The sequence below is a fragment of the Flavobacterium suncheonense GH29-5 = DSM 17707 genome (assembly GCF_000430025.1).
GTDB lineage: Bacteria > Bacteroidota > Bacteroidia > Flavobacteriales > Flavobacteriaceae > Flavobacterium > Flavobacterium suncheonense.
The window spans coordinates 45,964-65,421 of sequence record NZ_AUCZ01000003.1 but is presented as its reverse complement, the minus strand read 5'-3'; the positions used below and the strand labels follow the sequence as shown (position 1 = coordinate 65,421).

Below are 19,458 nucleotides of genomic sequence, written 5' to 3'. Positions count from 1 at the left end.
CAAAAAGTTTTATATTTGAAAGACCAATTGTGTTAGTATGAAAAACTTGTCGAAAATAACCGTTATCGCTTCCCTTTTTCTTTTTGCGGCCTGTAAAGAGGAAAATGCCAAGCCCAAGGTAAGTTATGAAGAATCGAAAACGGCTTCAGAAGTTGTCGTGAAAAATGATTCTTCGCAAATCAAAATTGCCGATTTACCGATTCATATGGAAGGAACCAAATACCTGATTCACGCGATAGGCGATGTGAGGGTTTCTGCGGAACGAAGCAGTTACGGTTCGAGCAAAACCAATTCGGTAAGTTACGCTTTGTCGAATTACAATCGTTTTGAACTGACCGGTTATTTCGAAAATCTGAAGTTTCAGCATCTGGATTCCACGGCTTTACGACCTTTAACGGATAAAATCATTCAGATTCAGACCGCAACCTATCTGAATACGATAGCGGATAACACCAAAAAACAGATTTTGGTTTATGCTTTGGTGGATGCCGATACCAACCGTGACGGAAAAACCGATTCAAACGACATTAAATCGTTGTACATCAGTAATTTCAACGGAACGGGTTTTACAAAACTGTCTGCGGATTTACAGGAATTAATCGACTGGAACATTGTCGAAGTGCAAAATCGTCTGTATTTCAGAACGATAGAGGATAATAATAAAAACGGTGCTTTCGATAAGAATGACAAAGTGCATTATTATTATGTTAACCTGCTTGCCAAAGAATGGGGTGCTGAGGAATATGAACCGATTGCACAATCTAAATAAAGTAAAAGCGAACATTTTTGTTCGCTTTTTTTATATCAGAATATCGCTTTCCAAATCGGATTTTTCAATCGTGAAGTCAAAGCCTAATTTGGAAACCAGTTCAATCACGAGCTTTTTATACCAGTTTTCACTTTTGGGATGAATGTAAATCCGTTCAATCAGGGTATTGATGTCGACGTTTATTTTAAGCCCTTCATTAATCGTGAGATTTTGCGCGGTTACATCGGAAATTACCCGAATTTCATTTTCGTACTGAAAACTTTTGCGTTTGAAAAGAAACGGAAAGAAAACATCATCAAAGGGAATATGCTCTTTTTTGTAATCGATATAATTCACTTCGCCGATGAATTGTTCGAAGTTGCGCTCTAAATGAAGCGCTTCTTTTAAACGGCCAATCGTAGATTGTATCGCCAGTCCTTCGTTGTTTTTGGTAAACACCTGCCACATGGCAAAACTTTCGTATTCGTTGGTATGCCAGCTGCTGATGACTACATTTTCGCGATGTGATTTGTAATAATCGAGAAATTTTGGGTTGTTTTCAGATATTTTTTTGATTTCTTCAAAAGTAGGCTCGCTGAACGTGCCTTCGTATTGGTCTTCAAATTTATCCGAGCGCGACATAAACATTTTACCCGAAATCAAAAGGTCTAAAAATTTGGACAAATCCAAGTATTTCCAGATAATCGTGTCCGGATTTTCGGGAAGTTTGATGTTTGGGTTGTTTACATACATTTTATTCAAAAGACTGCATGGACACCAGTTTGGAATACATACCGTTTTTAGCTAACAATTCTTCGTGAGTACCTTGTTCAACAATCTGCCCTTTTTGCATCACCACAATTGTATCAGCTTTTTGAACGGTCGATAAGCGATGGGCAATCACTACAGAAGTCCGGTTCTCCATCATTTTCTCCAAAGCTTGCTGCACTAATCGCTCGCTTTCCGTATCTAAGGCCGAAGTGGCTTCGTCCAAAACCATAATCGGCGGATTTTTAAGCACGGCACGGGCAATGGAAAGACGTTGTTTCTGACCTCCGGACAATTTGTTTCCGGAGTCACCAATAACAGTATTAATGCCTTCGGGCAAATCTTTAACAAATTCGTAAGCGTTAGCAGTTTTCAGGGCATTGATAATTTCTTCTTCAGTGGCATCTTCTTTTCCCAAGAGAATATTGTTTTTGATTGTATCGTTGAAAAGAATGCTGTCCTGAGTAACCAGCCCGATTTGTTGCCGCAATGAATGCATCGTAACCTCTTTAACGTCGAACCCGTCAATTTTGATGTGACCTTGCTGAATGTCGTAAAATCGTGTAAGCAGGTTGGCGATGGTGCTTTTTCCACTGCCCGACTGCCCGACAAGTGCCACGGTTTTTCCTTTTGGAATTTTCAGGGAAAGATTTTTAATCACCGGATCCGCTTCATAGCCAAACGTTACATTTTCAAGGGATATTGCGCTGGAGAATGTGTTTAAGGTTATTGCGTTAGGCTGATCTACTATATCATTTTCCGTTTCGATAAGGCCAAACACCCGATCGGCAGCAGCCAAACCGCTTTTTACCTGATAAGAGGCTTTGGAAATGGCCTTTGCCGGCGTCAAAATAGTGTAGGCCAGAGCGATGTAAGTGATAAAGGCTGTACTGGACAGGCTCTTTTCAACCAATACCAAATGCCCGCCGTACCAAAGCAGGGTAGCAATGGTTAGAATTCCCAAAAACTCACTCATTGGAGAGGCCAAATTGTTCTTGTCTGATATTTTATTCGACAGATACAACAGGCGCTCAAGGGATTCGTTAAAACGTTTTTTAAATACGCTTTCCGCATTGAAACTTTTTACCACTTTTAAACCGGAAAGGGTTTCGTCTAAAGTGGAAATGAACAAGCCTGATTCCTGCTGTACTTTCGTTGATTTAGCCTTCAGGCTTTTTCCTATTTTCGAAATGATTAAGCCGGAAATCGGAATGAAAAGCAGCACGAAAAGTGTAAGTTTTGCACTAATCAGAAACATCGAGGCCAGGGAAAAAATAATGGTTAAAGGCTCTCGGACCACCAATTCTAAAATCTGAAAAAAGGAATTTTGTACTTCGCCTACGTCGCCCAGCATGCGGGTCATTACATCTCCTTTTCTTTTGTCGGAATAATGCGAAATGGGTAACTGGATAATTTTATCGAACAAGGATTTGCGGATGTCTCTCAATACACCGTTTCTTAAAATTGAGATATGTCTGGAAGCCAGATAATTGAAGATATTTTTTAAGAAAGCCGTCAAAACAACAATCCCGATTACCAACAGCAAAGTGTTTTGTACGCCGTACTGATCCGAAATGGTGGTAACATAATAATTGAATAACTCCTGAATGTATTGTTTTAAATTTCCAATCCCTTCATAGACAGGTTTTTGGGTGACTCTGGAGGTTTGTTTGAAAAGCACGTCCAGCGTAGGCATGATGGAAATCATCAACAACGTACTGAATAAGGCATACAGTATGTTGAAGCCAATGTTCAGGATTACATTTTTTTTATAATATAACGCGTAAGGAATTATTTTTGAAAAGTTCTTATCCATTAGTTCAATTGCATTTCCGCAATAATATTTTTGATTTTAGCCTCCAGAAACGCTTCCGCTTCCGGGATGTCATTAATTGATTCCACCTGGCAATTTACGCTAAAGTAGAATTTTATTTTCGGTTCGGTTCCGCTTGGTCGGGCGCAGATTTTACTGCCGTCTTCCAGATAATAAATCAGGACGTTCGATTTCGGAATGGAAATACTGAATTCTTCTCCGTTCATGAAATCTTTTCCTTTGGAAGTCTGGTAGTCTTCAATGCAAACCACGCGTTGTCCGTTAATTTCTTTCAGTGGGTTTTCGCGCAAATCAATCATCATCTGTTTAATTTCGTTGGCGCCTTCTATTCCTTTTTTGGTGATGGAAATCAGGTGCTCCTTGTAAAAGCCGAAATCGACATACATCTGAAGCAATTCCTGATACAGCGAACTTCCTTTTTCTTTGGCCTGTGCGGCAATTTCGCAAACTAATAAAATAGCGGCAATGGCGTCTTTGTCACGAACGGCGTCACCTACCATAAAACCGAAACTTTCTTCGCCGCCACCAATGAATTTCTGGTTTGGAAAATCTTTGATGAATTTGGCAATCCATTTGAAACCGGTTAACCCGACTTTACATTCCACATCATAAGCGGAAGCCAACTCCAGCATCATCGGTGTGGAAACAATCGTAGAGCCAACAAATTCTGTTCCAGACAGTTTTCCGGCTTTTTGCCATTGCTGAAGCAGAAAATGTGTCATGACAACCATCGTCTGGTTTCCGTTCAGCAGAATCATTTTTCCGTTAGTATCGCGAACCGCAACGCCTAATCGGTCGGAATCCGGATCGGTTCCCACGACGATGTCGGCATTGATTGTATCGGCCAGTTCCATCGCCATGGTTAAGGCTTCCGGTTCTTCCGGGTTGGGCGATTTAACCGTTGGGAAATTTCCGTTCGGTTCGGCCTGTTCTTTCACAATGTTCACATCGGTATAGCCTGCTTTTTCCAAAACGCCCGGAATGGCTTTAATCGAAGTGCCGTGTAAGGAAGTGTAAACGATTTTCAGGTTTTCTTTTGCCGGTTTCGAGGTGTTAAAACTCGCATTGGCTATTGTTGAATCACGAAAGGCCTCGTCAATCGCTGTATCGATGTATTCAATCAGACTTTCGTCAGCTTTGAAATTCACATCGGAATATTCCAGACTTTCGATTTCTTTGATGATTTCGCCGTCCTGCGGAGGTACAATCTGTCCGCCGTCCTGCCAGTATACTTTGTATCCGTTGTATTCCGGCGGATTGTGCGATGCCGTTAAAACGATTCCGGTATGACATTTTAAATGACGCACCGTGAACGATAATTCCGGTGTCGGACGCATATCGGAAAACAGAAATACTTTGATGCCGTTTGCTGAAAATACATCTGCAACTACTTTGGCTAATGTATTACTGTTATGGCGGCAATCGTAAGCAATCGCTACTTTAATGTCTTCATTTGGAAAACACTTTTTTAAATAGTTGGAAAGTCCCTGCGTGTTTTTACCTAAGGTGTATTTGTTGATGCGGTTCGTACCCACGCCCATAATGCCGCGCATACCGCCGGTTCCGAATTCCAGATTCTTGTAGAAACTGTCTTCCAGTTCTTTCGGGGCAGAAGTCATCATTTCGCGGATGGCTTCGTGCGTGTTGTTATCGAAAGTGGGTGTTAACCAAATGTTTACCTGATCTAAAATTGCTTTTTCAATGTGCATTGCTCTTCTGATAATTTAAGTCATTTACAAAATTACAGGTTTAATTCCTTTGCAATTTTGTAGCGTTCTTCATTGTTTTTCGTTCGTAAAATTATTTCTCCCAGAAAACCGGCAAGAAAGAGTTGTGTTCCGATGATCATTGTAGTTAGCGCAATGTAAAACCAAGGGTTGTTGGTAACCAGTATAGCCGTTTCGTGGCTGTATATTTTGTATAATTTCATAATGCCGATGTAGCCTGCCGATAAGAAACCAATCAGGAACATAATCACGCCTAAGGCGCCAAACAGGTGCATCGGACGTTTTCCGAATTTGGAGATAAACCAAATCGTAATCAAATCCAGAAAACCGTTGATAAAACGGCTCATGCCAAATTTAGACGAACCGTATTTCCGCGCCTGATGAATCACGACTTTTTCGCCAATGTTTCCAAATCCGGCATTCTTGGCCAAAACCGGAATGTAGCGGTGCATTTCGCCGGACACTTCTACGTTTTTTACCACGATGTTTTTGTAGGCTTTCAGGCCGCAGTTGAAATCGTTCAGTTTTACTCCGGAGGTTTTCCGTGCCGCCCAGTTAAACAATTTCGATGGCAGGTTTTTGGCTACCACCGAATCATAGCGCTTTTTCTTCCAGCCCGACACCAAATCGTAATTGTCTTTGGTAATCATGCTGAAAAGTTCCGGAATTTCATCGGGTGAATCCTGTAAATCGGCATCCATCGTGATAATCACATCGCCTTGCGCTTTGGCAAAACCCGCGTGCAATGCCTGTGATTTTCCGTAATTGCGTAAAAAACGAATTCCTTTTACGTTGGCATCTTTCGCCGAAAGGTCTTCGATAGTTTTCCAGGAATTGTCGGTCGAACCATCATCAATGAAAAGTACTTCATAAGAGAAGTTGTTTTCTTTCATGACTTTTACAATCCAGGCATGGAGTTCGGGTAACGATTCCTGTTCGTTTAATAAAGGAATTATGATGGATAAATTCATCCTTACGTTTTAAATTTTAATATCTTCCTGCTGTCAAGCGGTCGGCAGGGCTGAAAATAATAGGCTGTTATTCAAAAACCGGTTTGTCTTTTTTAAGAATAACCCCAACAATTAAGGAGTGAATCAAACCGATAACTGCATACATTACAATCGTAAAAGGCACAGCAACGTATGGGTTCATGAATATTTTTACGAATTTCATCGACATTTTTAACTGTTCGGCTGTCGTGGAAGGATTCTGTTTTACGGCAATTTCTTGAATTTTTTCAAACAATTCTTCTTTGAATTCCGGGAAAATCAAATCGAAAATAATGTAAAACACACCGTAAATTAGTGCTGCAAGTACCGTAATGGAAACACCGATTTTCAGAGTTTGTGAAAGCGATAAAAAACCTTCGCTGATTTCTTTTTTGAATTTATTGGCTGCAGTATAAATTAAAACAAACGGCAAAACCACATAATTAAGCAGGTTCATGACAATACCGGCCCAGGCATTTTCGTTAGTGTCAATGTTTAAAGCATACATTAGCATAAACTCTAAAACCAAAACAACTCCGAAAGTTACCCCGTAGGATAAGGCATGTTTGGCAGGTGTAGTACTGTTTTCCATAAAAACTTGAATTATTTAATTTACAAATATAACAATTATGATCTATCACCGGTTAGTTGCGGCTATTTAAAAAAAGTTACACAATTATTTGAAATTAAAAATATAGTTGTAAATTTGCAGCCTGAAATAAAAAGATTATAAACAAAAAGTTACAGTGCGTTTATACCTTTTAGCGAATAAAAGCATCAGAACGGTTGTAACCATTAATAAAAAAGATTTACCATGAAAAAAGGAATTCACCCGGAAAATTACAGATTAGTAGCCTTCAAAGATATGTCAAACGACGACGTATTCATTACTAAATCTACAGTAGAAACTAAAGAAACCATCACTGTTGACGGTGTTGAGTACCCAGTATACAAAATGGAGATTTCAAGAACATCTCACCCATTCTATACAGGTAAATCCAAACTTATCGATACTGCAGGACGTATTGATAAATTCAAAAACAAATACGCGAAATTCAGCAAATAATAACTGTTTTACGATATCTGAAAAGCCTCTCAAATTTGGGAGGCTTTTTTATTTTATCTGAACGAAAACTTTGTAACTTTGGTTTCGGTTGCCGATAACCAATAAACAAACAGACAATTATGAACTACATACTTTTTGACGGAACCGTTCGCAACGCCTTATTGCCGTTCACCTTTACCCGTCCGGTAGCCGACATCCGCGTGGGAATTTTAACCATCCGCGAAAAATGGGAAAAATATTTGGGCTATACCACCACCACATTAACCGAAGAATACCTGATGGAGAAATTTCCGATGGTGGAAATGGAGGAAAACGTGATGATTAATGCCTCGTTTTTGCCCAATGAAATTCTTTCGGAAATGGTGCGCTCGCTGGAAGCCGATCAGGCGATTTTTTATAATGACGAAGTAGTTGCCTTTTACAGCAGGGAAAATCAGGAAGAAGTGAATTTTGATGAATACGAAATCATTGAATACACCGAAGACTGCATCCAGATCCAGCATACCTGGGACATCTTTGCCAAAAACGATGCGGCTTTGCGCGAAGATTTCGATTTGATTACCGAAGGCCGTTTTTCACAACCTATCCCGAAAAGCGTAAACGTAATCGCTCCCGAAAACATCTTTATTGAAGAAGGGGCGAAACTGGAATTCGTCACTTTAAATGCTTCCACCGGACCCATTTACATTGGTAAAAATGCCGAAATCATGGAAGGTTCCGTAATTCGCGGGCCGTTTGCTTTGTGTGAAGAAGCACAGGTGAAGTTAGCAACCAAAGTATACGGGGCAACCACAGTTGGTCCTCACTGTAGAATTGGAGGAGAAGTCAATAACTCGGTGCTTTTCGGCTATTCGAACAAAGGACACGACGGGTTTTTAGGGAATTCCGTTTTGGGCGAATGGTGCAACATAGGTGCCGACAGTAACAATTCCAACCTGAAAAACAACTACGAAGAAGTAAAATTGTGGAGCTATGAAACCGAAGGATTTGCTCGCACCGGATTGCAATTCTGCGGATTAATGATGGGCGATCACAGCAAATGCGGCATCAACACGATGTTCAATACCGGAACGGTTGTCGGGGTTTCGGCGAATATTTTCGGAAGCGGTTTTCCGCGTAATTTCGTGCCGAGTTTCTCCTGGGGCGGTGCCTCCGGTTTTACTACTTATATGACCAACAAAGCATTTCAGACGGCAAAAATCGTAATGGATCGCCGTCATGTGGAATTTACCGAACAAGACGCCCGAATTCTGGAACACGTTTTTGAGGAAACCAAGAAATACCGAAAAGAATAACCAGAAATTTATGCAAATTATAACACCACGATTACCGAAAGGAGTCGTGGTTTTTTTGTAAATTTATTCTTCAAACTTCGAAAGTTATGTTCAGAACAGAAAACGATTTGTTAGGGGATTTACAGGTTCCTGCCAAGGCGTATTACGGCATTCAGACCCAGCGCGCCATCGATAATTTTAAAATATCCGGGGTTAAATTGTACCAGTTTCCTGAGTTCATCAAAGGACTGGCTTATGTGAAATGGGCTGCGGCAGAAACCAACTTCCAGTTAGGGCTGCTCGATGAAAAACTGAAAAACGTCATCGTGGAAGCGGCCAAAGAAGTGCTCACCGGAAAATTCGATCAGGAATTTCCCGTGGATATGATTCAGGGCGGTGCCGGAACGTCGACCAATATGAATATCAACGAAGTGTTGGCGAATCGCGCTTTGGAACTCATGGGTTATCAGAAAGGCGAGTACCAATACTGTTCCCCGAACGATCACGTGAATTTGTCGCAATCCACCAACGATGCCTATCCGACGGCTATCCGCATTGCGGCCGTGAATTCCAACATGCAGCTTATTGCGCATTTGAAAGACCTTATAGCTTCTTTCCGAAAAAAAGGCGAGGAGTTCAAACACGTTTTGAAAATGGGAAGAACTCAATTGCAAGACGCTGTCCCGATGACGCTTGGTCAGGAATTTGAAGCGTTTGCGGCTACTTTAGATGAAGAAGTAGACCGGTTAACCCAAAACAGCAACCTGATGCTGGAAACCAATATGGGCGCCACGGCTATCGGAACCGGTATCAATGCGGCTCCCGGCTATGCAAAATTGTGTGCTGAAAATTTGGCAACCGTTACAGGACTCGCCATTTTTTCCGCACCGAATTTAATTGAGGCCACACCCGATACCGGCGCTTACGTGATTTATTCTTCGGCTTTAAAGCGTATGGCGATTAAAATGTCCAAAATCTGTAACGATTTGCGTTTGTTGTCTTCCGGACCGCGTTGTGGGCTGAACGAAATCAATCTGCCGCCAATGCAGCCGGGTTCGTCCATTATGCCGGGAAAAGTAAATCCGGTTATTCCGGAGGTGATGAATCAGGTGTGTTTTCGCGTCATTGGGAACGATTTAACTGTGACAATGGCCGCCGAAGCAGGACAATTGCAACTCAATGTGATGGAGCCCGTTTTGACGTATGCCATTATGGAATCGATGCAGTTGTTGTCGAACGCGATGGATACGTTGCGCAAAAAATGTATTGACGGTATTACTGCCAACGAAGAACACTGTCGTGAAATGGTGCTGCACAGCATCGGAATCGTAACGGCACTGAATCCGTATATCGGCTATAAAAACAGCACCAAAATTGCCAAAGAAGCATTGGAAACCGGTAAAAGTGTTTACAATTTAGTGCTGGAACACAATATTTTATCCAAAGAGCAACTGGACGATATTTTGAATCCGGAAAACATGCTGGCGCCGAAAAAACATTAGGCTAATCTTTTAAAATATTTCCGTTTTTGTCGAATTCCAAGTCGATTTTGTTGGTCAGGTCTACATCAAGGTCTTTGTGACCCCAATCGATGTGGGTAATTTTTTCATTCGGATATTTCGCTTTTACATATTCCGTAATTGAAGGAAGAATGTACGCTGTCGGGATGGGTTTGCCATGGCCGTCCACTTCGCGATAACTGCCGTCTTTCCAGAATTCGACTTCGGTGCCGTCGTTTAACCAGACTTCAAAACCTTTTTCACCGTGTTCCCAATCTTTGGTAGCGCGGACAATCGTCTTGTTCGGAAAATGTTCTTTCAGAAAAGTATGCGCACCTTCCGGAAGCTGTGACGGATCAATTTTACGGCCTTGTGCATCGCAACTCAATAACGGCAGAAGCAGAAAAACCATTAAAGAAAATACTGTTTTCATACGAACGGATTTTAGTGTTGCTTAAGACTGTTAAAATTACGAAAAATCAACCGGGCGGGCAATCTGTTAAATTGTGAAAGTGTTGATTTTCAATATTTAAGATTTTTGTTTAACTTCCGGTTGATGCTGAAAAATGAAAAAACCTGTAAAATATTGAGCGATAATCAGTTAATAATTTCACTTAATAAATTATTGTGCTTAAATTTGCAGCCTTAATTTTTGACGACGATTTCATCAATTAAGCTTATTTATGGAAAACAGAAAAAAAGTTGCCTTTTACACGCTGGGTTGTAAGTTGAATTTCTCCGAAACATCAACCATAGCGCGAAGCTTTCAGGACGAAGGTTTCGACCGTGTCGATTTCGAAGACGTAGCCGACATTTATGTGATCAATACCTGCTCGGTAACCGAAAACGCCGACAAACAATTCAAACAGATTGTCAGAAAAGCCATGAAGCTCAACGATAAAGCTTTCGTTGCGGCGGTAGGCTGTTACGCGCAGTTGAAACCGGAAGAATTGGCCGATGTGGACGGAGTGGATTTGGTTTTAGGTGCAACCGAAAAATTCAAAATTACCGATTACATCAACGATTTGTCTAAAAACGACATGGGAGAAGTACATTCCTGCGAAATTGAAGAAGCCGATTTTTATGTAGGAAGTTATTCCATAGGCGACCGAACCCGTGCTTTTTTGAAAGTGCAGGACGGCTGCGATTACAAATGCACGTATTGCACCATTCCGTTGGCGCGCGGGATATCCCGAAGCGATACGATGGAAAACGTCTTGAAAAATGCCAGAGAAATTTCACAGCAGGGCATCAAAGAAATCGTCTTAACCGGGGTAAACATCGGCGATTACGGAAAAGGCGAGTTCGGAAATAAAAAGCACGAGCATACTTTCTTCGAATTGGTTCAGGCGCTTGACAAAGTGGAAGGCATCGAGCGTTTGCGCATTTCGTCCATCGAACCGAATCTGCTGAAAAACGAAACCATCGAATTTGTGTCGCAAAGCCGGACTTTTGTGCCGCATTTCCATATTCCGCTGCAATCCGGAAGCAATGACATTCTGAAAAAAATGAAACGTCGTTACTTACGCGAGTTGTATGCCGACCGCGTGGCCAAAATCCGCGAAGTGATGCCGCACGCCTGTATCGGTGTAGACGTCATCGTAGGTTTTCCGGGTGAAACGGACGAACATTTTCTGGAAACCTATCACTTCTTAAACGAACTAGATATTTCTTATCTGCACGTCTTTACGTATTCCGAAAGAGATAATACCGAAGCTACTGAAATGGAAGGTGTGGTGCCGGGTAATGTGCGTGCGAAACGCAGTAAAATGTTGCGTGGATTATCGGTTAAAAAACGCCGGGCTTTTTATGAAAGTCAAATCGGAACCAACCGAACCGTTTTATTTGAAAGCGAAAATAAAGAAGGCTACATCCACGGATTCACCGAAAATTACGTAAAGGTAAAAACGCCCTGGAATCCGGAATTAGTCAATACGCTACACGAAATCAACCTGACCAAAATAGACGAAGACGGTTCGGTACGCATGGAATTTGTAAACGTTCCGGTTTAGTATTTGTAGTGGAAGCGCAGTTTGGTGATGCGGTACACGTTTTCACCCAGTTTTTCGATAAATTCAAATTTGTTCCTTCCGGGTTGGTGGAACGATACGATGGAACCGGCGGAAATTTCGTAATACATGCCTTCGCCTTCCATCATAAAACGGTCGCCGGTTTTGCGGTAGGCCGAACGGATTAAATCGAACTCGAAGAGATTCCACGTAGACAAATCGGCACTGAAATCGCCATAAGAGTTGCAGATGCCTTCGGTAATTTCCGTTTTGCTGCCGTAGTATTTATCGATATCTTCGAAAAAATGAAGGATATCGGTGTAGAATTCTTCTTCTGTCATGCAATAAAAATACACTATTTTTTGAAAAATAAAAAAGTCGTCCTGTTTTGGGACGACTTTTCTTTTTTAAATTTTGATTCCCGGAGGCAGTAAGTCTTTGTAAGAAGGATTTTTTCTGAAAAAACTGGTAATCTTTGCATGCGTGGGAACTACTTTAAATTTTTTCTCCACGGCTATTGCCATGATGTTTTTCAGAAATTCGTCGATGGTTTCCTGTTCGAGTGTTTCGGCGTGATTCAGTTTAGTCAGGAATAATTTTCGTTCCTGTATGGAGTATTCAACGGTAAGTAAACCTTTGTCGGTTTGGTTTTCAAACTGTCGCAATAACTCATTGTTTTTGATTTCCATGACAGTGAAGTTAGGCGTGATGTAATAAATTAATGATAAATAAGACGGATTCGCATTGTGAAATCCTTTTTATTGGATTATTTTTATGCAAATTTCGGAAAAAATCACCGAAAATCATTAAACAGCAGCGTTAAAACATTCGTAATGAGTAAAATCCACGTTTATTTTATGCCGGGACTTGCGGCGAGTCCTAAAATTTTTGAAAGGATACAATTGCCGGAAGATACTTTTGAAATGCATTTTTTGGAATGGTTCTTGCCGGAGAAAAACGAACCGCTGGAAGTTTATGCCAAACGCATGACTGCTGAAATAAAACACGAAAATCCTGTTTTAATAGGGGTTTCGTTTGGCGGGATTCTGGTGCAGGAAATGGCTGAGCTTATTCCGGTGCGGAAAACCATTATCATTTCGAGTGTGAAATGCAGAGATGAATTTCCGATGTTGATGAAGCTCGCCAAAAACGCGAAAGCGTACAAACTGATACCAACCCGGATGTTTTCCAATGTGGAATTCCTGCTGAAATACGGTATCGGTGAAAAAGTGAAAGAAAGACTGGAATTGTACAAAATGTACCTTTCCGTAAACGATAAAAAATATCTCGATTGGGCGATTGAGCACGTCCTGATCTGGAACCGGAAAAAAGCAGACGAAAAAATCGTGCACATTCACGGCGATGCCGACGATGTCTTTCCGATTAAAAACATTAAAAACTGCATTGTGGTGAAAGGCGGGACCCATGCGATGATTCTGTTTAAATACAAATGGATGAATGAAAACCTGCCGGGAATTATTGCCGAATAACGTAAAAAGAGAACTATGCAAGTGATCAGGAGAATCTTAGTAATTGCAACCGTTGCGGTAGTCAGCGGATTGTTTATTTATGCGACGACCAGTTTAAGAAAAACGCATCCTTACGTCCATACAAGCCTTCCGTCGGAAATGGATTTCTGCGGTGAAAAAGTGCCGTTGCAGCTGGCAGATGTAAGCGAACGTTTTGATCGGGAATTAACCGTAAACACCAACCTTCATGCCACTACCGAACTGGTAATTAAAAGAGCCAACCGCGCTTTTCCGGTAATCGAACCGATTCTGAAAAAATACGGCGTGCCGGACGATTTTAAATATTTAGCCGTAATCGAAAGCGGACTGATTAACGCTACTTCGCCCTCCGGAGCCAAAGGAGTATGGCAGTTTATGCCGGCAACCGCCAAAGAACTCGGTATGGAAGTAAACGATATTGTAGACGAGCGTTACAATCTGGAAAAATCTACGGAATACGCCTGTAAATACCTATTGAAAGCCAAAGAAAAATCCGGAACCTGGACGCTGGCTGCCGCTTCCTACAACGGAGGCTTGAACGGTATCATGCGCATGAAAGACGAGCAGAAAGTAAACGATTATTACGACATGCTGCTAACCGACGAAACCTATCGTTATGTTTTCCGCATTCTGGCGCTGAAAGAAATCATGCAGAATCAGGAAAAATACGGGTACATGATGCCGAAAAGTGTTCTGTATCCTGTAATTCCGACCAAAAAAGTTGAGGTGTCGACAAATATTGACAATCTGGCGCAATTTGCTATTGATCAGGGAATTAATTATAAAATATTAAAAATACATAACCCTTGGTTGCGTGATAAAAAACTTGAAGTGCAGCCGGGAAAAGTGTACACGATTCAGATTCCGCTGGAAGGTTATACCCGTTAAAATGAAAAATATGGCGTTATCCACATTACTTATGTTAATGCTCATCGGGCTTCTGGCAGGAATGTTAAGCGGTCTGATTGGAGTAGGAGGCGGGATTATTATGGTTCCGCTGTTGTTACTGATGGGATTTTCGCAGCATCAGGCACAGGGAACAAGTCTGGCGGTGCTGGTTGTTCCGGTTACGGCGGTTGCGGTCTACAATTATTATAAAGAAGGTTATATTGACTGGCGATTTGCCGCGGTTATAGCCATCTTTTTTGTAGTTGGGGGTTACTTTGGAAGCAAGTTAGCAATCAGTGTCGACCAAAAAATACTGAAAAAAGTTTTCGGCGTAATTTTACTGCTGATAGCCGGAAAGATGATTTTGGGCAAGTAATCAGTGCGTCGCAAGTCTGCCTCTGCTTCGGCTTGTTCTTTCGTTGAGCAGCAACGTATTGATGCTTTTTTGAAACTGATTGAAACTAAGGTTAAACGCATCCGCAAAACTGATTTTGGGCCCGGGGTTGCTGTTGCCTCTTTTGATGTTAACCACATTCATGTTTTCATCGATTAAAAAAGTGGTCGGAAGCCCAAAGGTGTGTTTTAGGGTTGCCACCAGATACGCGTCTTTATTGTAGGTTTCGTGGGCGTAACAGACTTCAATCCGCCAACTGAATTTTTGCGCCATTTTCTTCATGTCGTTTTTCCGGTCCCAAAAGACTACCACAATCTGAATGTCTTTTTCGTATTTTTTGGCCAGTTTGTTCAGCGCGGGAATTTCACCTTTGGAAGGAATACACCAGGAAGAATACGTTAGCAGGTAAATCGGTTTTTTGAGGGTATTCAGATGCAGTTTTTTCTGGTTTACTCTTTTGAAGCTGAAGTTGTCAAATTTTGTTCCGATAAGATGGCTTTGTACTAAGGATTCGAAGAGGATTTGTCCGGAAGCGACATCGCCTTTTTCATAAGCGGAATTGGTTTTTTTTATGTAAGGTTTTATGTTCTTGTGCAGGTTGAAAGAGAGCAATTCATGGGCGCTATCTTGTGCGCAAACGGTATAAGATAGAAGAAAAACAACCGGAAACAAGAGGTAGTGTTGTTTCATTTTCTTCGTATTTCGGATACTCAAAATTACGCATTAAAAAGAGGAACGGTTTTTCTTTGTCGGTGAGCGGTTAATTTTACCGATGAAATACATGTAAATAAAAAAAACACCTTAGTGAATAAGGTGTTTTTTAAAACGTTGATAATCATAAAGTTATTAGATTTTTTTCAGCTGATCTTTCATCATTTTAATCTGATCTTTCAACATGTTCTGTTTGTCCAGCTTTTTGGCTTCGTTCAGCAAATTGGTGGCTTCCACTTTTCTTCTTTTGGTCATCGCGATGCCGGCCAATTGTAATTTGGCTAAGGCTAAGTCCTGATCCATGTTCAAGCCTAATTCGATGGCTTTTTTGAAATATTTTTCAGCGGCCGATAAATTCGTCTGCGACACTAAAATTCCATGTAAATAGTTGAAGTAACCCTGTTGTTTTCGCACTAAAGCCGCTTCCGGGTTTTTGATGTGGGAAAGCCATTTCTGGGCGCCTTCCATATTTTGTTTTCGCAACTGCAGAAAGGCAAGCAGAATAAATTCGTTTTTAAAATATAAGAAGATAAAAATAGTGGAAAACAGTAGTAAAAAGATTCCGTTTCCGATGTTGCTTTCCGTGAATTGCCAGATTCCCAAGGCGATGATTAATCCTGCAAGAATCAATTTGATATTTCTGTGAAACATAATGTGTTTAGTTTTGGATTGCAAATGTAGTAAATAGAAACGAGCCGTCAAATTAGTTTTCAGAAACAATGAAAGCCGGAAAAGTGTATCTTTGCCTGACTTTTACGGACGGCATTTGTAAAAAGATAAATATTTTTGAAAAAGGACTTGTCAGAAATAAAAGTCTTTGTATATTTGCACTCGGTTTTGAAGCGACAGATTCATTCAAAGCTGAAACCAATTTTAAAATCACGATTTAAAGATAAAAGCAATGAGTAAGAGAACGTTTCAACCATCGAAAAGAAAAAGAAGAAACAAACACGGTTTCATGGAAAGAATGGCTTCTGCTAACGGAAGAAAAGTATTAGCACGCAGAAGAGCTAAAGGAAGACACAAGTTAACGGTTTCATCTGAGCCAAGACACAAAAAATAATGATTTTTAAATCATAAATAGAGCGTTACTTTTTATCGGTAACGCTTTTTTTGTACCTTTTTGAAAAATTTTTACGCAACATACAACAACACAACACAATGCCTAAAGACACTTCAATAAAATCGGTTTTAATTATTGGTTCGGGCCCTATCGTAATTGGACAGGCCTGCGAATTTGACTATTCCGGTTCACAATCCGCACGCTCGTTACGTGAAGAAGGAATCGAAGTTATCCTGATCAACTCGAACCCGGCTACCATCATGACGGATCCGTCCATGGCCGATCACGTGTATTTAAAACCGCTTACCACCAAATCCATTATCGAAATTTTAAAGGCGCATCCGCAAATTGATGCCGTATTGCCAACGATGGGAGGGCAGACTGCTTTAAACTTATGTTTGGAAGCCGATGAAAAAGGGATTTGGCAGGATTTCGGAGTACGGTTAATCGGAGTGGACGTAAACGCTATCAATGTAACGGAAGACCGTGAGCAGTTCAAGCAATTATTAGCGAAAATTGACGTACCTGTTGCGCCGGCCAAAACAGCCAATTCGTTCTTAAAAGGAAAAGAAATTGCGCAGGAATTCGGGTTTCCGCTGGTAATTCGCCCTTCGTTTACTTTGGGGGGAACCGGAGCCGCTTTCGTACATAAAAAAGAAGATTTCGACGATTTGTTAACTCGTGGTTTAGAGGCGTCTCCAATCCACGAAGTATTGATTGACAAAGCGCTTTTAGGCTGGAAAGAATACGAATTAGAATTATTACGCGATAAAAACGATAACGTAGTCATCATCTGTACCATCGAAAATATGGATCCGATGGGAATTCACACCGGAGACAGTATCACGGTGGCGCCAGCGATGACGCTTTCCGACAGAACGTTCCAGAGAATGCGCGACATGGCGATTTTGATGATGCGCAGTATCGGAAACTTTGCCGGAGGCTGTAATGTACAGTTCGCCGTTTCCCCGGATGAAAAAGAAGACATCGTGGCGATTGAAATCAACCCGCGTGTATCGCGTTCCTCAGCTTTAGCCTCAAAGGCAACGGGTTATCCGATTGCAAAAATCGCTACCAAATTAGCGTTAGGCTATACGCTTGACGAATTACAGAACCAGATCACCAAATCGACTTCGGCTTTATTCGAACCGACTCTGGATTACGTAATCGTAAAAATCCCGCGTTGGAACTTCGACAAATTTGAAGGCGCCGACAGAACTTTAGGCTTGCAGATGAAATCCGTAGGAGAAGTAATGGGAATCGGACGTTCGTTCCAGGAAGCCTTGCACAAAGCCACACAATCTCTTGAAATTAAGAGAAATGGTTTAGGTGCTGACGGGAAAGGCTATAAAAACTACGACCAGATCATTGAAAAATTAACGTATGCCAGCTGGGACCGCGTTTTTGTGATTTACGATGCGATTGCGATGGGCATTCCGTTGTCGCGAATCCACGAAATCACGAAGATTGACATGTGGTTCTTAAAGCAATACGAAGAATTATACGCTTTAGAGAAAGAAATTTCCAACTATAAAATAGATACGCTTCCGAAAGATTTGCTTTTAGAAGCCAAACAAAAAGGCTACGGAGACCGTCAGATAGCGCACATGCTGGGCTGTCTGGAAAGCCAGGTGCACAAATTACGCGACGAAATGGGCGTGAAACGTGTGTACAAACTGGTAGATACCTGTGCCGCTGAGTTCAAAGCGCAAACGCCTTACTATTACTCCACTTTTGAAGCTGAAATCGAAAGACCGGACGGCACTCGTTACGTAGACAACGAAAGTATCGTTACCGACAGGAAAAAAGTGGTGGTCTTAGGTTCCGGACCGAACCGTATAGGACAAGGGATTGAGTTTGATTATTCTTGTGTTCACGGGGTTTTGGCTGCATCGGAGTGCGGTTATGAAACCATCATGATCAACTGTAACCCGGAAACGGTGTCTACGGATTTTGACACGGCAGACAAATTGTACTTCGAGCCGGTGTTTTGGGAGCACATTTACGACATCATTCAACACGAGAAACCGGAAGGTGTAATCGTGCAGTTGGGCGGTCAGACGGCGCTTAAATTGGCAGAAAAATTAAACAAATACGGAATCAAGATTTTAGGAACTAGTTTCGATGCATTGGATTTAGCCGAAGACCGTGGTCGTTTCTCAGAACTATTAACCGAGCTGAACATTCCGTTTCCAAGATTCGGAGTGGCGGAAAATGCGGAAGAAGCTTCTGTTTTGGCCGATTCGTTAGACTTTCCGTTATTGGTTCGCCCTTCGTATGTATTGGGCGGTCAGGGCATGAAAATCGTAATCAACAAACAGGAACTGGAAGAGCATGTGATTGAAATCCTGAAACATATTCCGGGGAATAAATTGTTGTTGGATCACTATTTGGACGGAGCAATCGAAGCTGAAGCCGATGCGATTTGTGACGCCGATGGTAATGTGTACATCATCGGAATCATGGAGCATATCGAGCCGTGCGGAATCCACTCCGGAGACAGTAACGCGACTTTACCGCCGTTCAATTTAGGGGAATTCGTAATGCAGCAGATTAAAGATCACACGCATAAAATTGCCAAAGCTCTGAAAACGGTTGGATTGATTAATATTCAGTTCGCGATTAAAGATGATATCGTATACATTATCGAGGCGAATCCGAGAGCTTCCCGTACCGTGCCGTTCATTGCGAAAGCGTATGGAGAACCGTATGTGAACTACGCTACCAAAGTAATGTTAGGCCACAATAAAGTAACGGATTTCAACTTCAATCCGCAACTGAAAGGATTTGCAATTAAGCAGCCGGTATTTTCGTTCAGCAAGTTCAAAAACGTGAACAAGGCATTAGGACCGGAGATGAAATCGACCGGAGAAAGCATTTTATTTATCGAAGATCTGAAAGACGATCAGTTCTACGAATTGTACTCGAGAAGAAAAATGTATTTGAGTAGATAATATTCGAATTTTGATATAAAAAATCC

General features: G+C 41.5%; 21 protein-coding genes. 11 read left to right on the top strand and 10 right to left on the bottom strand.

Annotation, left to right across the window (positions count from 1 at the left end):
• Positions 1–37: 37 nt before the first annotated feature.
• Complete coding sequence (locus G498_RS0100365; RefSeq protein WP_026979310.1) at positions 38–769, top strand: hypothetical protein; 732 nt, start codon at positions 38–40, stop codon at positions 767–769.
• 30 nt (positions 770–799) lie between these two features.
• Here the strand turns inward: G498_RS0100365 and G498_RS0100360 are convergent, their stop codons facing one another.
• The 5 genes from G498_RS0100360 to G498_RS0100340 form a co-directional block, all read right to left on the bottom strand.
• Entirely contained in the window at positions 800–1,501 is a 702-nt protein-coding gene (locus tag G498_RS0100360; protein WP_026979309.1) for a DUF2971 domain-containing protein, read from the bottom strand.
• A gap of 1 nt (position 1,502) precedes the next feature.
• Entirely contained in the window at positions 1,503–3,332 is a 1,830-nt protein-coding gene (locus G498_RS0100355) for an ABC transporter ATP-binding protein (RefSeq protein WP_026979308.1), read from the bottom strand.
• Positions 3,332–5,059: a phospho-sugar mutase gene (locus G498_RS0100350; RefSeq protein ID WP_026979307.1), complete on the bottom strand. Its 1,728-nt coding sequence runs from the start codon at positions 5,057–5,059 to the stop codon at positions 3,332–3,334. Before G498_RS0100350 ends, G498_RS0100355 begins: the two co-directional genes overlap by 1 nt.
• Before the next feature lie 32 nt (positions 5,060–5,091).
• The gene (locus G498_RS0100345) at positions 5,092–6,048 is read right to left on the bottom strand and encodes a glycosyltransferase family 2 protein (RefSeq protein WP_026979306.1); all 957 of its coding nucleotides are present in this window, start codon (positions 6,046–6,048) and stop codon (positions 5,092–5,094) included.
• Positions 6,049–6,115: 67 nt separating this feature from the next.
• Positions 6,116–6,658 carry a DUF4199 domain-containing protein gene (locus G498_RS0100340; protein WP_026979305.1) on the bottom strand — a complete coding sequence of 181 codons (543 nt, stop codon included), beginning with the start codon at positions 6,656–6,658 and terminating at the stop codon, positions 6,116–6,118.
• A 222-nt stretch (positions 6,659–6,880) separates the two neighbouring features.
• Between G498_RS0100340 and G498_RS0100335 the strand changes: the two genes are divergently transcribed.
• The 3 genes from G498_RS0100335 (at position 6,881) to aspA (ending at position 9,908) form a co-directional block, all read left to right on the top strand.
• Positions 6,881–7,132, top strand: a complete 252-nt coding sequence (locus G498_RS0100335) for a type B 50S ribosomal protein L31 (protein ID WP_026979304.1) — start codon at positions 6,881–6,883, stop codon at positions 7,130–7,132.
• A gap of 119 nt (positions 7,133–7,251) precedes the next feature.
• The gene (locus tag G498_RS0100330) at positions 7,252–8,427 is read left to right on the top strand and encodes a GlmU family protein (protein WP_026979303.1); all 1,176 of its coding nucleotides are present in this window, start codon (positions 7,252–7,254) and stop codon (positions 8,425–8,427) included.
• A gap of 86 nt (positions 8,428–8,513) precedes the next feature.
• On the top strand, positions 8,514–9,908 hold the full coding sequence (aspA, locus tag G498_RS0100325) for an aspartate ammonia-lyase (protein WP_026979302.1): 1,395 nt from the start codon (positions 8,514–8,516) through the stop codon (positions 9,906–9,908).
• Between the two features lies 1 nt (position 9,909).
• On the opposite strand, the gene G498_RS0100320 is transcribed toward aspA, so the two are convergent.
• Positions 9,910–10,338: a PepSY-like domain-containing protein gene (locus G498_RS0100320; RefSeq protein WP_026979301.1), complete on the bottom strand. Its 429-nt coding sequence runs from the start codon at positions 10,336–10,338 to the stop codon at positions 9,910–9,912.
• A gap of 250 nt (positions 10,339–10,588) precedes the next feature.
• Here G498_RS0100320 and mtaB point away from each other — a divergent pair, with 250 nt between their 5' ends.
• Entirely contained in the window at positions 10,589–11,917 is a 1,329-nt protein-coding gene (gene mtaB, locus G498_RS0100315; protein ID WP_026979300.1) for a tRNA (N(6)-L-threonylcarbamoyladenosine(37)-C(2))-methylthiotransferase MtaB, read from the top strand.
• Here the strand turns inward: mtaB and G498_RS0100310 are convergent.
• On the bottom strand, positions 11,914–12,255 hold the full coding sequence (locus G498_RS0100310; protein ID WP_026979299.1) for a hypothetical protein: 342 nt from the start codon (positions 12,253–12,255) through the stop codon (positions 11,914–11,916). The genes mtaB and G498_RS0100310 overlap by 4 nt on opposite strands.
• A gap of 66 nt (positions 12,256–12,321) precedes the next feature.
• Positions 12,322–12,603 carry a GNAT family protein gene (locus G498_RS0100305; RefSeq protein ID WP_026979298.1) on the bottom strand — a complete coding sequence of 94 codons (282 nt, stop codon included), beginning with the start codon at positions 12,601–12,603 and terminating at the stop codon, positions 12,322–12,324.
• A gap of 144 nt (positions 12,604–12,747) precedes the next feature.
• On the opposite strand from G498_RS0100305, the gene G498_RS0100300 reads away from it, so the two are divergent.
• The 3 genes from G498_RS0100300 to G498_RS0100290 are packed head-to-tail and all read left to right on the top strand — an operon-like array spanning position 12,748 to position 14,686.
• On the top strand, positions 12,748–13,404 hold the full coding sequence (locus G498_RS0100300) for an alpha/beta hydrolase (RefSeq protein WP_026979297.1): 657 nt from the start codon (positions 12,748–12,750) through the stop codon (positions 13,402–13,404).
• 15 nt (positions 13,405–13,419) lie between these two features.
• Positions 13,420–14,310: a lytic transglycosylase domain-containing protein gene (locus tag G498_RS0100295; RefSeq protein ID WP_026979296.1), complete on the top strand. Its 891-nt coding sequence runs from the start codon at positions 13,420–13,422 to the stop codon at positions 14,308–14,310.
• Between the two features lie 10 nt (positions 14,311–14,320).
• The gene (locus G498_RS0100290; protein ID WP_026979295.1) at positions 14,321–14,686 is read left to right on the top strand and encodes a sulfite exporter TauE/SafE family protein; all 366 of its coding nucleotides are present in this window, start codon (positions 14,321–14,323) and stop codon (positions 14,684–14,686) included.
• On the opposite strand, the gene G498_RS0100285 is transcribed toward G498_RS0100290, so the two are convergent.
• Both G498_RS0100285 and G498_RS0100280 read right to left on the bottom strand, forming a co-directional pair.
• Complete coding sequence (locus G498_RS0100285; RefSeq protein ID WP_026979294.1) at positions 14,687–15,394, bottom strand: TlpA family protein disulfide reductase; 708 nt, start codon at positions 15,392–15,394, stop codon at positions 14,687–14,689.
• Between the two features lie 156 nt (positions 15,395–15,550).
• A complete protein-coding gene (locus G498_RS0100280; protein ID WP_026979293.1) occupies positions 15,551–16,066 on the bottom strand; it encodes a hypothetical protein in 516 nt (171 codons plus the stop codon).
• A gap of 68 nt (positions 16,067–16,134) precedes the next feature.
• On the opposite strand from G498_RS0100280, the gene G498_RS15665 reads away from it, so the two are divergent.
• The 3 genes from G498_RS15665 (at position 16,135) to carB (ending at position 19,432) form a co-directional block, all read left to right on the top strand.
• On the top strand, positions 16,135–16,305 hold the full coding sequence (locus G498_RS15665) for a hypothetical protein (RefSeq protein WP_154656433.1): 171 nt from the start codon (positions 16,135–16,137) through the stop codon (positions 16,303–16,305).
• Between the two features lie 11 nt (positions 16,306–16,316).
• Positions 16,317–16,478: a 50S ribosomal protein L34 gene (gene rpmH, locus G498_RS0100270; RefSeq protein WP_026979292.1), complete on the top strand. Its 162-nt coding sequence runs from the start codon at positions 16,317–16,319 to the stop codon at positions 16,476–16,478.
• A 98-nt stretch (positions 16,479–16,576) separates the two neighbouring features.
• A complete protein-coding gene (carB, locus tag G498_RS0100265) occupies positions 16,577–19,432 on the top strand; it encodes a carbamoyl-phosphate synthase large subunit (protein WP_026979291.1) in 2,856 nt (951 codons plus the stop codon).
• Positions 19,433–19,458 lie beyond the last annotated feature (26 nt).